General features: G+C 72.8%; 14 protein-coding genes. 4 read left to right on the plus strand and 10 right to left on the minus strand.

All coding sequences use genetic code 11. The features are described from left to right. Nucleotides 1-91: 91 nt before the first annotated feature. From hemW to Q1K57_RS09950, 3 genes are read right to left on the minus strand one after another with little or no spacing between them, the layout of a single operon-like run. On the minus strand, nt 92-1,279 hold the full coding sequence (hemW, locus tag Q1K57_RS09940; RefSeq protein ID WP_300081784.1) for a radical SAM family heme chaperone HemW: 1,188 nt from the start codon (nt 1,277-1,279) through the stop codon (nt 92-94). Further along, nucleotides 1,276-2,088, minus strand: coding sequence for an S-methyl-5'-thioadenosine phosphorylase (locus Q1K57_RS09945; RefSeq protein WP_300081787.1), 813 nt, complete (start codon nt 2,086-2,088; stop codon nt 1,276-1,278). Before Q1K57_RS09945 ends, hemW begins: the two co-directional genes overlap by 4 nt. Continuing rightward, nucleotides 2,085-2,393, minus strand: a complete 309-nt coding sequence (locus Q1K57_RS09950) for a YciI family protein (RefSeq protein WP_300081790.1) — start codon at nt 2,391-2,393, stop codon at nt 2,085-2,087. The genes Q1K57_RS09945 and Q1K57_RS09950 overlap by 4 nt, the downstream gene beginning before the upstream one ends. 125 nt (nt 2,394-2,518) lie before the next feature. On the opposite strand from Q1K57_RS09950, the gene Q1K57_RS09955 reads away from it, so the two are divergent. Then, entirely contained in the window at nt 2,519-3,058 is a 540-nt protein-coding gene (locus Q1K57_RS09955) for a rhomboid family intramembrane serine protease (protein ID WP_300081813.1), read from the plus strand. Here Q1K57_RS09955 and Q1K57_RS09960 read toward each other — a convergent pair. The 5 genes from Q1K57_RS09960 to Q1K57_RS09980 all read right to left on the minus strand — a co-directional run bounded on the left by Q1K57_RS09960 (nt 3,024) and on the right by Q1K57_RS09980 (nt 8,279). Further along, nucleotides 3,024-3,344, minus strand: coding sequence for a hypothetical protein (locus Q1K57_RS09960; protein ID WP_300081793.1), 321 nt, complete (start codon nt 3,342-3,344; stop codon nt 3,024-3,026). The two genes, Q1K57_RS09955 and Q1K57_RS09960, sit on opposite strands and share 35 nt — an antisense overlap. A 2-nt stretch (nt 3,345-3,346) precedes the next feature. After that, nucleotides 3,347-5,176 carry a translation elongation factor 4 gene (gene lepA / locus Q1K57_RS09965; protein ID WP_300081796.1) on the minus strand — a complete coding sequence of 610 codons (1,830 nt, stop codon included), beginning with the start codon at nt 5,174-5,176 and terminating at the stop codon, nt 3,347-3,349. Nucleotides 5,177-5,270: 94 nt separating this feature from the next. Next, a complete protein-coding gene (gene rpsT / locus Q1K57_RS09970) occupies nt 5,271-5,531 on the minus strand; it encodes a 30S ribosomal protein S20 (protein ID WP_300081798.1) in 261 nt (86 codons plus the stop codon). 105 nt (nt 5,532-5,636) lie between these two features. Next, entirely contained in the window at nt 5,637-6,644 is a 1,008-nt protein-coding gene (gene holA, locus Q1K57_RS09975; protein WP_300081802.1) for a DNA polymerase III subunit delta, read from the minus strand. Nucleotides 6,645-6,686: 42 nt separating this feature from the next. After that, complete coding sequence (locus Q1K57_RS09980; RefSeq protein WP_300081816.1) at nt 6,687-8,279, minus strand: serine/threonine-protein kinase; 1,593 nt, start codon at nt 8,277-8,279, stop codon at nt 6,687-6,689. On the opposite strand from Q1K57_RS09980, the gene Q1K57_RS09985 reads away from it, so the two are divergent. Genes Q1K57_RS09985 through Q1K57_RS09995 form a run of 3 tightly spaced genes read left to right on the plus strand, consistent with a single transcriptional unit; the run spans nt 8,227 to nt 10,205 of the window. Beyond that, nucleotides 8,227-8,508, plus strand: a complete 282-nt coding sequence (locus Q1K57_RS09985; protein WP_300081822.1) for a hypothetical protein — start codon at nt 8,227-8,229, stop codon at nt 8,506-8,508. The genes Q1K57_RS09980 and Q1K57_RS09985 overlap by 53 nt on opposite strands. Before the next feature lie 9 nt (nt 8,509-8,517). Further along, on the plus strand, nt 8,518-8,997 hold the full coding sequence (locus tag Q1K57_RS09990; RefSeq protein WP_300081805.1) for a histidine phosphatase family protein: 480 nt from the start codon (nt 8,518-8,520) through the stop codon (nt 8,995-8,997). Between the two features lie 26 nt (nt 8,998-9,023). Then, a complete protein-coding gene (locus Q1K57_RS09995) occupies nt 9,024-10,205 on the plus strand; it encodes a PLP-dependent aminotransferase family protein (RefSeq protein WP_300081807.1) in 1,182 nt (393 codons plus the stop codon). A gap of 224 nt (nt 10,206-10,429) precedes the next feature. Here Q1K57_RS09995 and Q1K57_RS10000 read toward each other — a convergent pair whose 3' ends face one another. Together Q1K57_RS10000 and Q1K57_RS15770 are read right to left on the minus strand one after the other, a co-directional pair. Then, nucleotides 10,430-12,736: a ComEC/Rec2 family competence protein gene (locus Q1K57_RS10000; protein WP_300081810.1), complete on the minus strand. Its 2,307-nt coding sequence runs from the start codon at nt 12,734-12,736 to the stop codon at nt 10,430-10,432. Next, on the minus strand, nt 12,729-12,842 hold the full coding sequence (locus Q1K57_RS15770; RefSeq protein ID WP_366525364.1) for a helix-hairpin-helix domain-containing protein: 114 nt from the start codon (nt 12,840-12,842) through the stop codon (nt 12,729-12,731). The genes Q1K57_RS10000 and Q1K57_RS15770 overlap by 8 nt, the downstream gene beginning before the upstream one ends. Between the last annotated feature and the right edge of the window lies 1 nt (nt 12,843).

The following is a 12,843-nucleotide window of genomic DNA, read 5'->3' on the forward strand; positions in this document are numbered from 1 at the left end:
GGGTTTGGGGCACACTTTGGGCGGGCTGGCGCGCCCTCTTTGTGAGCCCCAACCGCCACACGGGGGACTCTCCGCGACACGGTGGGACCCTTCAATCAAGCAGGTCGCGGACCACGGCGTCGGCCAACAGCCGGCCCCGCAGGGTGAGCCGCAGTCGATCGCCCTCGGCCACCACCAGACCCCTCCGCACCAGCGTCGGCACCCGGCGCCGTTCGGACGCCGTCAGCACCGCGACAGGCAGCCCGTCCGAAATCCGGATCTCCAGGAGCACCCGCTCCTCGCGGCGCTCCTCGGCGGTCAGCACCTCGCGTTCCGCCGCCGGGCTCTCCCCCGCAGCCAGCCGGCCCGCGTAGGTGGCCGGATGCTTCACGTTCCACCAGCGGACGCCCCCCGCGTGGCTGTGCGCGCCCGGACCGAACCCCCACCACGTGTCTCCGCGCCAGTACCCCAGGTTGTGCCGGCATTCGTATCCCGGCAGCGCCCAGTTCGAGATCTCGTAGGCGGTCATCCCCGCTTCGCCGAGCAGCGCATCGGCCAGCTCGTAGCAGTCGGCCTGTGCATCGAGATCGATCTCCGGCAGCGTCCCCCGCCGGATCTGCGCCGCCATCCGCGTGGCCGGCTCCAGTGCCAACGCATAGGCGCTCACGTGGTCCGGACCCGCCGCCAGCGCCGCCCGCACCGACGCCTCCCAGTCGGCCGGCGTCTCCCCCGGCGTCCCGTAGATCAGGTCGGCGCTCACCGAGTCGAACCCCGCCGCGCGCGCCCACCCCACCACGGCCGGCACGCGGCCCGGCGTGTGCCGCCGGTCCAGCCGGGCCAACACCGCCGGCACGGCCGACTGCATCCCGAACGAGATCCGGTTGAAGCCCCCGGCCCGGATCTCGGCCAGGTAGGCCTCGTCCACCGATTCGGGGTTCGACTCGGTGGACACCTCGGCGTCGGGGGCCAGCGGCAGCCGGGCACGCACGGCGTCCAGCAGCCCGACCAGCTCGGACGCCGCGAGCAGCGTCGGCGTCCCCCCGCCGAAGAACACCGTCGACACGGGCGGCACCTCCCCCAACACGGACGCCGCCAGCTCCACCTCGCGCACCACAGCGTCCAGGTAGGCCGCGCGGGACGCCCCCGGCGCAGCACCCAGCTCCGCGGAGGTGTACGTGTTGAAGTCGCAGTACCCGCAGCGCGTCGCGCAGAACGGGACATGGACGTAGACCGACAACGGGGTTCGGGCCACCTCGCCCAGCGCCGCTTCGGGCAGCGCCGCCTCGGGCAGCGCCGTCACGGCAGAGCGAACGGCAGGTCCATGCCGTCGAGAACGTGCCGGCACGCGCAGTCCCCCGTCGGCATGACTGCGATCGTGCGCAGCAGCAGCGCCTTCAGCCGCTCGATGTTGCCCGCGAAAACAGCCAGCACCTCAGCGTGGGTGACACCCTCCTCGCCCTCCACACCGGCGTCGAGGTCGGTCACACAGCAGACCGTCGAGAAACACAGGGCCAGTTCGCGCGCCACGGACGCCTCGGGCATGCCGGTCATGCCCACGACCGACCAGCCGGCCGCCGCATGCCACCGGGACTCGGCCCGCGAGCTGAACCGAGGCCCGTTGATGACGACGAGCGTGCCGCCGTCGACGAGTGGCGTGTCCTCCGACTCGGACGCCAGGAGCGCCGCCCGGCCGCGCGGACAGTACGGGTCGGCGAAGGGCACGTGCACGACGGGCCCTTCGGCCTCCCACACCGTGTGCCCCGCCCGGTAGGTGCGGTCGACCACCTGGTCGGGCACGACGAACGTCCCCGGCTCGAGGTGGCGCTGCAGTCCGCCGACCGCGCAGGGCCCCAGCACCTGCCCGACGCCGACACTCCGCAGCGCCCACAGGTTGGCCCGGTAGTTGACCGTGTGGGGCGCGAACTGGTGCCGTTCGCCGTGACGCGGCAGGAAGGCGACGCGGCGTCCGGCCACCTCGCCGATCGTCAGCGGCCCGGACGGCGCCCCGAACGGCGTCTCCACCTCGACGCGCTCGACGCCGGCGGCGTCGAAGAACGAGTAGAACCCCGATCCGCCGATGATCCCGATCTCGGCGGACGCCGACGTCACAGTTCGCCCGCCAGGGCCCCGGTGCGCCACGCCCCCAACACCGGGTTCCACTCGGCCACCGACACGTTCGTGACGAGGGAGTTCACCTGGAACGGATCCCGGTCGAGCGCCGAGCGCGCATCCTCGGCGCTGCCCGCGCGCAGCAGGATCAGCGCGTCACCCGGGCCGTCGCCCGCGGTCGGCCCCGACAGCAGGACGATGCCCTCGTCGGCCAGCGAACCGAGGAACGCCCTGTGTTCGGGGCGGATTTCCGCCAGGCGGGCCTCGTCGGTCACGTAGGTGTAGGTCACGGCGTACAGGCTCATGGGGTCATCCTAAGCGGCGTGTACACCGGCGTTGATCGCACCGGCACACTGGGGGCATGACGTACCCCGCGCCGACCCGACGACGCCTGCCCGCCCGCCCCGACGTGCGCGGCGCCAGCTTGTTCATGGGCGTCTGGGTGGTGCTGCTGTGGTTCCTCGAACTCGTGGACGCCGCCGTTCCAGGTCTGCGACTCGACAGTTGGGGGGTATCGCCGCGTGACCCGGCGGAGTTGCCGCAGATCTTCACCGCCCCGCTCCTCCACGTCGGGTGGCAGCACCTCGCCGCGAACACGATCCCCTTCTTCGTGCTCGGCCTGGTCATCCTGTTGTCCGGCATCCGGCCGTTCCTCGTCGCCACCTTGGCCTCCGTCGTCGTCTCGGGCGCGTTCGTCTGGCTGTTCTCGGCACCCGGCACGGTGACGCTCGGGGCGTCCGGCGTCGTGTTCGGCTGGCTGGCGTTCGTCCTGGTCCGGGGCGTTTTCAGCGGCAACGTGCGTCACCTGCTCGTCGGCGTGGTGATGTTCCTCGTCTACGGTGGCGTGCTCTGGGGAGTCCTGCCGACGGCGTCCGGCATCTCGTGGCAGGGCCACTTGGGCGGCGCTGTCGGCGGCGTGCTGGCCGCGTGGTGGCTCAGCCGTCGGCCAGACGCGCCCGGACCCAGCTGAGGAGCCCCTCGGCGCCCCCGCATCGGGCGGCGTCGATCTCGTCCTGCACGGTCGGGTCCTCGACGGCGATCAGGCACAGCCAGGCCTCCGCGTCGGCCGGGTCGCGGACGAACAGCACCTCGCCGCCCTCGCTGCCCGCCAGAGCCAGGCCCGGCTCGAAACCGGTAGCCACCACCGCATCCCACAGCGCAGCGAGGCGCTCCTCGTAGGCAGCACTGAACCGGACGGCCGGCCACCAGGCGTCGGGGGCCCCGTCCGGGGTGCGCGGGAACGGACGCGTGAGCACGGTCACTTCTTCTCGCGCGCCTCGCCGGTGGACAGCGCGGCGACGAAGGCCTCCTGGGGAACCTCGACGCGGCCGACCATCTTCATGCGCTTCTTGCCTTCCTTCTGCTTCTCGAGCAGTTTGCGCTTGCGCGTGATGTCGCCGCCGTAGCACTTGGCGAGCACGTCCTTGCGCATGGCCCGGATGGTCTCGCGCGCGATGACCCGCGCGCCGATCGCCGCCTGGACGGGCACCTCGAACTGCTGGCGCGGGATCAGCTCCTTGAGTTTCTTCGCCATCGCGACGCCGTAGGCGTAGGCCGCGTCGGTGTGCACGATCGCGCTGAAGGCGTCCACGGGGTCGCCATGGAGCAGGATGTCGACCTTGACGAGCTTCGCGGCCTGCTCGCCGGCCGGCTCGTAGTCGAGGCTCGCGTAGCCCTTCGTGCGGCTCTTCAGCTGGTCGAAGAAGTCGAACACGATCTCGGCGAGCGGCAGGGTGTAGCGGATCTCGACGCGGTCGGAGCTCAGGTAGTCCATGCCGGTCTGGACGCCGCGCCGCTGCTGGCAGAGCTCCATGATCGTGCCGATGTAGTCCGACGGCGACAGGATGGTCGCGTTGACGACCGGCTCCCACACTTCGGCGATCTTCCCGTCGGGGTATTCGCTCGGGTTGGTCACCGTGTGCTCGGAGCCGTCCTCCATCACCACCCGGTACACCACGTTCGGCGCCGTCGAGATCAGGTCGAGGTTGAACTCGCGCTCCAGCCGCTCGCGCACGATCTCCATGTGCAGCAGGCCGAGGAAGCCGACGCGGAACCCGAAGCCGAGCGCCCCGGACGTCTCGGGCTCGTAGGTGAGCGCGGCGTCGTTGAGCTGCAGCTTGTCGAGAGCCTCCCGCAGCTCGGGGAAGTCGGCGCCGTCGATCGGGTACAGGCCGGCGTAGACCATCGGGTTGGGGTGCTTGTAGCCGCCCAGCGCGCCCTGCGCCGGCTTCCCGACCAGCGTCACCGTATCCCCCACGCGCGACTGCCGCACGTCCTTCACGCCCGTGATGAGGTAGCCCACCTCGCCGACGCCCAACCCGGACGCCGGCGTCGGTTCGGGGCTGATGACGCCGACCTCGAGCACCTCGTGGGTCGCCTTGGTGCTCATCATGAGAATGCGGTCGCGGTGGCTCAGCGCGCCGTCCACGACGCGCACGTAGGTGACGACGCCGCGATAGGTGTCGTAGACCGAGTCGAAGATCAACGCGCGCGCGGGGGCGTCCGGGTCGCCGACGGGCGGCGGAACGGTCGCGACGATGGCGTCCAACAGCTCCCGGACGCCCTCCCCCGTCTTCCCCGACACGCGGAACACCTCGTCGGGATCGCAGCCGACGAGGTTCGCCAGCTCCTCGGCGTACTTGTCGGGCTGCGCGCTCGGCAGGTCGATCTTGTTGAGGACCGGGATGATGTGGAGGTCGGCACCCATCGCGAGGTACAGGTTCGCCAGCGTCTGGGCCTCGATGCCCTGGGCCGCGTCGACGAGCAGGATCGCGCCCTCGCACGCCGCGAGCGACCGCGACACCTCGTAGGTGAAGTCGACGTGGCCCGGCGTGTCGATCATGTTGAGCACGTAGTCGACCCCGCCCACCGCCCACGGCATCCGGACGGCCTGACTCTTGATCGTGATGCCGCGCTCGCGCTCGATGTCCATGCGGTCGAGATACTGGGCGCGCATCGACCGCTCGTCGACCACGCCGGTGAGCTGCAGCATGCGGTCGGCCAGCGTGGACTTGCCGTGATCGATGTGCGCGATGATGCAGAAGTTGCGCAGGATCGCCGACCTCGTGTGCCCTGGCTGCGGGCTCATCGGTTCACCCCCTGGTCACTGCTTGCTCGGTGGGCTCTCAGGACAACACAACGCCGCCCCGACCGATACGGATCGGGACGACGTCGAAGAAGAATCAGAGCGCGGCCGCGGCCGAGGCAATGGCCGACTTCTTGTTGGCCGCCTGGTTCTTGTGGATGACGCCCTTGCTGGCGGCCTTGTCGAGCGCCCGGCACGCGACGCGCGCGGCCTCCTGCGCCTTCTCGACGTCCTCGGCGGCCGCAGCCTCGCGGAACTTGCGAATGTGCGTCTTGAGAGCGGACTTCACGGCCTTGTTGCGCTGGCGCGCCTTCTCGTTCGTGAGGATCCGCTTCTTCTGGGACTTGATGTTCGCCACAGGGCTTGACCTTCGCTTCTCAAATGTGGTTCGAGGGGGTGCGCCCACGACGGACGCGATTGAACAGCTTAGCAGGGCCGCTGTGGGCCCCCAAATCAGCGGAACTCACCGGCCCATGCCTGCATCGGGACGCCGCCCCCGCTCGGCCGTCACACCGATCACCAGCTGTTCGAGCGCGAAGCCGGGGTCGGACGCCGCCCCCTTCACGGCCGCATCCGCCCGCGCGACGAGTTGCAGGGCGGTGGCCAGGCCACGCGGCGTCCAATCCCGCGCGTGCCGCACGAGGTCCTTCACCTTCCACGGCGGGACGCCGACGGCTGCGGCCACCTCGCCCTCGCGCAGGCGCGCGCCGGCGAGGTCGCTGTAGCGGCCCTGGCTGCGCAGCGAGGACGCCAGCGCGCTCGTCACGAGGACAGGTGGAACACCCGTCTCGAGCGCCCAGCGCAGCGCGCCGAGAGCCTCGTCACGGCGCCCCGAGAGGACGTGCTCGGCGACCGTGAAGCTCGTCACGTCGGCGCGGCCGGCGAAGTAGCGGCGCACGGCCGCCTCGGTGATCGTGCCGTCGTCGGCGTCGGCGAGCAGTTGCCGGACGGCGGCGGCGACCGCCCGCGGGTCGTCGCCCACCGCCTCGACGAGCTTCGTCGCGGTCGGGGGGTCGAGGCGCCCCCCCGCCTGCCGCGCCTCGTTCACGGCGAACTCGGGCAGCTTCCAGGCCTTGATGGCCGGGCAGTCGACCGTCTGCACCCGGGCCTTCTTCAGCCGGTCGACGAGGCCTTTGCCCTTGTTGCCGCCCGGATGGACGAGGACGAGCGCCAGGTCGGGGCTCGGCTGGGTCACGAACGAGACGACGGCATCGAACAGGTCCTGGCCCAGGTCGGCCAGGTCGGTGACCACCACGATCGTGTCCGTGGCGAACAGCGAGCCGCCCGTGACCTCGGCGAGCGAGCCGGCGTCCAGATCGGGCGCCGACACACGGTGAATGGACGCCGTCGGCCGCTCCACCAGCGCCTGCCGCGCCAGGTCGTCGACCGCGCGCTCGGCCAGCAGCGCCTCCGGGCCCGCGACGAGCACCACCCGGCCGAACAGCCCCTCGATCTCCACGGACCCCAGCATGCCAGCCACCCCCGACAATCCGGACGCCGCGGCCGCGCGCCGTCAGGGCAGCGGCAGGGCCGGCCAGTTCGCCCCGCAGCCCAAGGTGAGCTGCTGGCCGGACGGATCCTCGGCGAAGGTGGCCCGCGCCCGCCAGGTCCGCCCGGTCTGCCCGATCCGCTCGGCGGTCACGGACGCCGAACGGCTGGTGTCGGCCGCGAGGCAGGCCGCGTCGGGGACGCTCGCGGCGACGACGATCATCTCCACCGTGAACTGCAGGATGCCGGTGACGGTCGCGAACTGGTCCGCCTCGGCGCGGGCGAGACCCAACGCGGGCACCTCGCCGCTGCCAAGCGGGGCGTCGGAGTAGTCCTCGGCGCCGTCGTAGCGCAGCGCATAGGTGCCGCCGACGGGCACGACGAACTGCCACGTGCCGACACGATGCGTGGCCTCGTCGGTGGTGAGCGCCGTGGCGACGGCCTGCATCTCGTACTCGGTGCCGTCGCTCGAACGGGCGAGCAGGCACGTGTCCTCCGGGCGCCGCATGTCGCTCTCGCCACGCGTCTCGAACTTCACCTGGACGTCGTAGCCCTCGGTGCGTACGTCGGTGACCGTCGCCTCGTACGTCCCGAGCATCGGCAGCCGGAACGTCGACGTCCCTCCCGTCGTCAGCCGGTACGTGGGCTGAGCCGCCTGGGTCACGCCACCGTTGGCAGGGCGGGTGGTGGGTGTCGGACTGGCGCCGGCCGCCTCCGGAGTTGGACCGGGGGTGACGCCGCCCGCCGGAGTGAGGCGGGAGGCGGCCCACCACGCGACGGGGATCGCGGCGAACAGCACGGCCAGCACGGCGGCGATCGCCAGGAACGGGGCCGGACGCCGCGCCCGGGCGGGCCCGGCGGCGTCGTCAGGGAGGCGGCGCATCCGGGTCGCGGTCGTCGGGTCGGCGGTGGGTGGGAGGGGGGCGGACGCCGCGGGCGCCGGCCGCGGCGTCCGGGGACGGGTGGGCGGGTCGACGGAAGGCGCCCGGCCCGGCGTCGTCTCGGGGGCGGCAAGTCCGCGGAGACGGTCGGCCACCTCGCTTGCTGAGCCGGGACGATCGGCCGGATCCTTGGCGAGCAGCTGGGCGACGAGGGCGACCAGACCCTCGGGAGCTTCGGGGCGTAGCTGTGCGAGGGGCGGCGGCTGGGACGTGAGATGTTGGTGGAGCGCGTCGGGCGGCTCGAACGGGGGCCGCTCGGCCGCGAGGAAGAACAGCACGCAGCCGAGGGCGTACAGGTCGCTGGCCTCGGTGGCGGGCGCGTAGGCGGCCCGCTCGGGTGCGGTGTAGGCGGGCGTGCCCACGTAGTCGGTGGTGGCGGTGAGGCCGGCCTCGCCGAGGAAGGCGGCGATGCCGAAGTCGACGACCTTGATCGTGGTGTCGGCGGCGAGCATGAGGTTGGACGGTTTGATGTCGCGGTGCAGAATGCCGCGCGCGTGGGCCGCGGCCAGGCCGCGGGCGGTCTGCTCGCCGTACGCGACGACCTCAGGGATCGGCAGGGCGCCGCGCTGGGCGACGAGGCGCTGCAGGTTGGGGCCGGGCAGCCGTTCCATCACCATGTAGGCGGTGTTCTCGGTGGTGCCGAGGTCGTGGATCGTGACGACGTTGGGGTGGGTCAGCTGGGCGACCGCGCGCCTCGCGGCGGAAGCGTTCGGCGACGGACGGGTCGCCGGCGAGGTCGAGGTGGAGGGTCTTGATCGCCACGTCGCGGTCGAGAACGGTGTCGCGGGCCAGCACCACCTGGCCCATGCCGCCGCGGCCCAGCTCGGGTCCGAGCGCATAGCGTCCGGCGAGGAGGGGGCTTTCGGGCATGGCGTCCATTGTGGCCCGGCGCCGCCGCACCCCTAGGCTGATCCCATGAAGCGCGTCTACCTGATCCGTCACGGCGAGGCCGAGTTCACCGGCCGCGGGCGCGGCGACCACGGCCGCTGGCTGTCCGAGGCTGGCCGCGACCAGGCGCGCCACCTGGGTGAGCAGCTGGCCGGTGCCGGCATCGAGGTCGTGCTGGCCTCCTCGGCCGACCGGGCCGCGCAGACGGCGTCCGGCTTGGGTCTGGGCGCCGACGTGCGGGTCCTCGACGAGTTGTACAGCGCGTCGCCGATGGGCATCCTGCGGGTGTTGGCCACCCTGCCCGACGAGGTCGGGACGGCGGCGCTCGTGGCGCACTCCCCCGGCATCCCGGCGCTGGTGGACGAGTTGGTCGGCGACGACCCCGACCGCGAGGCCGCCTCGTTCATCGCGCATCACTTCGGCACGGCCACGTGCGCGGGCATCGAGTTCACCGGCTCGTGGGCCGACCTCGACGGGTCGCGGCTGTTCTGGGCGGGCCGCGGCTGAGGCGTCCACGGTGGGAGGATGCGGGCGTGACTTTCTCGTTCCCGATCTCCTCCCGGTTCGCGAGCGCCCCGAGTTCGCCCGTCCGCGACATCTTGTCCGTGCTGAAGCGCGGCGGCGTCATCACGTTCGCGGGCGGCATCCCCGACCCGGACCTGTTCGAGATCGACGACCTGCGGGCGGCTTATGAGCACGTGTTCGCGACGATGCCCGGGCGCGCGCTGCAGTATTCGGTGACCGAGGGCGAGCCGGAGTTGCGCGAGCAGGCAGCCACGCGGCTCTCGCGGCAGCTGCCCACCATGGCCAGCGACATCGCGGTGACGACGGGCAGTCAGGAGGCGGTGTTCCTCATCGGGCAAGTGCTGCTCGACCCGGGCGACGTGGTGCTCGTCGAGAGGCCCACCTACCTGGCGGCGCTGCAGGCGTTCGACCTCGCCGGCGGCCGGATGGTGGGCGTGGAGTGCGACGCCGAAGGCATGGTTCCGGACGCCCTCGCCGCGGCCGTCGCGAAGCACCGGCCGGCATTCGTCTACCTCGTGCCGAACTTCGGCAACCCGAGCGGCCGCACGATGTCGGCGGCGCGGCGCGAAGCCGTCGCGGAGGTGCTGTTGCGCACGGGGACACCGCTGGTGGAGGACGACCCGTACGGCGAACTGCGCTACTCGGGTGCGGCGCTCGCTCCGATCGCGGCCGTGCCGGGGATGGCGGCCCAGACGATCCTGCTGAACTCGGCGTCGAAGGTGATGGCGCCCGGCGTGCGGATCGGCTGGCTGCGCGCGGAGGGCGACGTGCGCCGGGCACTCGACGTGGCGAAGCAGGCGGCTGGGCTGCACAGCCCGGTGACCGACCAACTCGCCATCGCGCGCTATCTCGATCGGTGCAACCTGGACGCGCACATCGCGAAGGTCGTCGCCGTCTACCGCGAGCGACGGGACGCCATGGCCGCCGATCTGGCGGCGGTGCTGCCGCCGGGGGCGTCCATGACCCGCCCGGAGGGTGGCATGTTCTTCTGGGTCGACCTCGACGACGACACCGACACCGGTGCGCTCCTGCCGCGGGCCATCGACGAGGGCGTGGCTTACGTTCCGGGCTGGGCGTTCTACGCCGACGACCCGCGCCGCTGCACGCTGCGGTTGTCGTTCGTCACCAGCCCCCCGGAGGTCATCCGCGAGGGCCTCGGCCGCCTGGCGCGGGCGTTCGGCTGGGGCTAGGGCCGGCCCGCTGGTCGAGCCCGAGGTCCGTCGCCGCGGCCGCAGAGCGCCCACACCACTCGCGCCGACCACTCGCTCGGAGCAGTCACGGAGCATTCACGGAGCAGTCAAGCGGAGGACTCGCGACGAGGACTCGCTCCGGATTGTCACGCTGAAACTGCTCGTTCCAGCGTGACACCGCGCTGAGCCACGCGCTCCGGTCCAGGTCGCGAAGATCGCGGGAGTCACCCTCCGGTGGTCAGCCGTAGCTCGCCCGCGACGCGCGCCACGGCGAGGGAGCCCTGTTCGTCGGTCCGGGCGACGGCCGCCCCGAGACGGGCCACGGTCGTGAGCGTCTTCTGGGTCGGGTGACCGTAGTCGTTGCCCGCACCGACACTCACGAGCGCCACCTGGGGCGTGGTGGCGGTGAGGAACTCCGGCGATTGCCGCGACGACCCATGGTGCGGCACCAGCAGCACGTCCACGTCGAGCGCGGCTCCGGCCTCGCGCAACCGGGCTGCCTGCCCGCCCTCCTCCGCGTCGCCCGCCAGCAGCACGCTGACGCCCGCCACGTCGGCCCGCACCAGCAGCGACGCGTCGTTCTCGCCCGACGACTCGCCCTCGCCCGCGGCGTCCGGCCCCACCGGACCCGCGGGCGCGAACAGAACGGCCAGCCGCACGTCGCCCACCGTCCACACCTGACCGGACGCCGCCGTCGCCCGCGGCACCCCCACCCCGGTCACGAGGGCGTCACCGGACGCCGGCGTCCGGACCGCCGAGGTCAACACCGACCGCACCTCCAGTCCCGCTAGACCGGGCAGGCCGCCGACGTGGTCGGCGTGGAGATGGGTCAGCACCACGAGCGGCACTGCGTGCACGCCCAAGCGGGTCAGGCACTGCGCCAACGCTGCCGGTTCGGGACCGGCATCGATGAGCACGGCGGCGCCACCGCCGGCGTTGAGGAGGGTCGCGTCGCCCTGCCCCGCGTCGCAGACGACCACCGCCCACGCCCCGGGCGGCCAGCCCGGACGCGGCGGCACGACCCCGAGCGACACCACCAGCGCCACCGCCAACGGCACGCACAACCAGGGCCGCACCAACACCCTCGGCAACAGCACCACCGCCACCGTGCAGGCAGCGGCAAACAGGGCGATCGTCACCGGCGACGCCGGCCACTCCACGGCCGCGCCGGGCAGCGCGGCGCCCAGACGTGCCACCTGGGCGATCGCCTGAGCACACCACCCGGCCAGCCACGCGCAGGCGACCGCCGCTGGCAGCCACACCACCGACAGCACGGCGGCGGCCACCCCCAGCACCGTCGCCGGGCCGACCAGCGGGGCGGCCACCACGTTCGCCAGCACACCGACCATGCTCACTCGCCCGGACAACCACACGACGACCGGTTCCGTCGCCACCTGCGCGGCCAACGCGACAGCCACAGCCTCGCCCACCGGCCGCGGCAGCCACCGCGCGAGGGCGTCCGTCCACGGGCGACCCCACCACAGCAGGCCGAACGTCGCCACCGCCGACAGCCAGAAACCCACCGAGCGGGACAGCCACGGGTCCACCAGGACCACACCGAGCACCGCCGTCGCGAGGTACCGGACACCCCGCCCGGGGCGCGACCCACGCCCGAGCGCGGCCATGCCGACCACGCCCATCGCCGCAGCCCGCACCACGCTCGGCTCGCCGAGGCACACGGCCACGAACGCGGCCACGCCGGCGAGGAGCACTCCCGTCAGCCACCGTCCCCGCACGCCGATGCGCACCGCCACCACCCGCAGGAACACGAGCAACAGGGTCAGGTTGGCCCCCGACACGGCAGTCAGGTGCGTGAGGCCGGTGCGGCGGAACTGCTCCGCCAGGTCGTCGTCCACCCCGGAGGTGTCCCCGAACACGAGCGCGGGTACGAGGGCACGGGCGTCCGGGCCGAGCGGGGCGGACGCCGCCCGCAGGCCCGCCCGGACGGCTGCCACGGCGGCGTCCGGCCCAGAAGGCGGGGCGCGGACGATCGGCGGCTCGCGCGCCCGCACGACGACGACCGCCGCCTCGCCAGGGTCGGCGAGCTCGAGCCGCGCCCGCGTCTCGACGACCGTGCCGGGCGCGAGTGCACCCCATGCGGCGGCGTCCTCGCCGGAGACCACCACGTCGACCGGGACGCCCGTGCTCCACGCGGATCCGCGGCCCTCGACCGCGAGGAGGCGGCCACCGCCGGTCCACAACGCGGGACGCACCCCCGACGCCGCCCGCAGCCGAGAGGACCCCGCCAAGCGCACCTGGGCGACCACAGCGGCACGATCGGCAGCGAGGTCCACCACCGGACCCGTCGCGAGCGCCCCCGATCGCCACGCCCCACCCGCACCCAGCCCGACGATGACGACCGCCACCGCCAGCCAGAACGCTGAGCGACGCCACCACGCCCACCCGGCGCAGCCCACCGCAGATGCCGCGGCGACCGCCCAGACCCGCGGATCGGCGGACGTCGCCGCCCACATCGCGCCGACCCCCGCCCCGGCCAGCGCCAGGGGACGCAGGTCCGCCGGCTCAGACACGGACGTGCGGTGCGATCCGCTCGAACGTCTTCGGTCCGATGCCGTCGACCTCCTGCAACTCCTCGATGCGCGAGAACCGCTGGTGCTCGTCGCGCCACGCGATGATC

Source organism: Propioniciclava sp. (genome assembly GCF_029977985.1).
Classification (GTDB): Bacteria; Actinomycetota; Actinomycetes; order Propionibacteriales; family Propionibacteriaceae; genus Propioniciclava.

What these genes read in the sequence shown, in the direction of transcription:
- Q1K57_RS09950 (WP_300081790.1), bottom strand. Translation starts at nt 2,393, where the DNA reads ATGAGCCTGTACGCCGTGACCTACACCTACGTGACCGACGAGGCCCGC.
- Q1K57_RS09955 (WP_300081813.1), top strand. Translation starts at nt 2,519, where the DNA reads ATGGGCGTCTGGGTGGTGCTGCTGTGGTTCCTCGAACTCGTGGACGCC.
- lepA (WP_300081796.1), bottom strand. Translation starts at nt 5,176, where the DNA reads ATGAGCCCGCAGCCAGGGCACACGAGGTCGGCGATCCTGCGCAACTTC.
- holA (WP_300081802.1), bottom strand. Translation starts at nt 6,644, where the DNA reads ATGCTGGGGTCCGTGGAGATCGAGGGGCTGTTCGGCCGGGTGGTGCTC.
- Q1K57_RS09990 (WP_300081805.1), top strand. Translation starts at nt 8,518, where the DNA reads ATGAAGCGCGTCTACCTGATCCGTCACGGCGAGGCCGAGTTCACCGGC.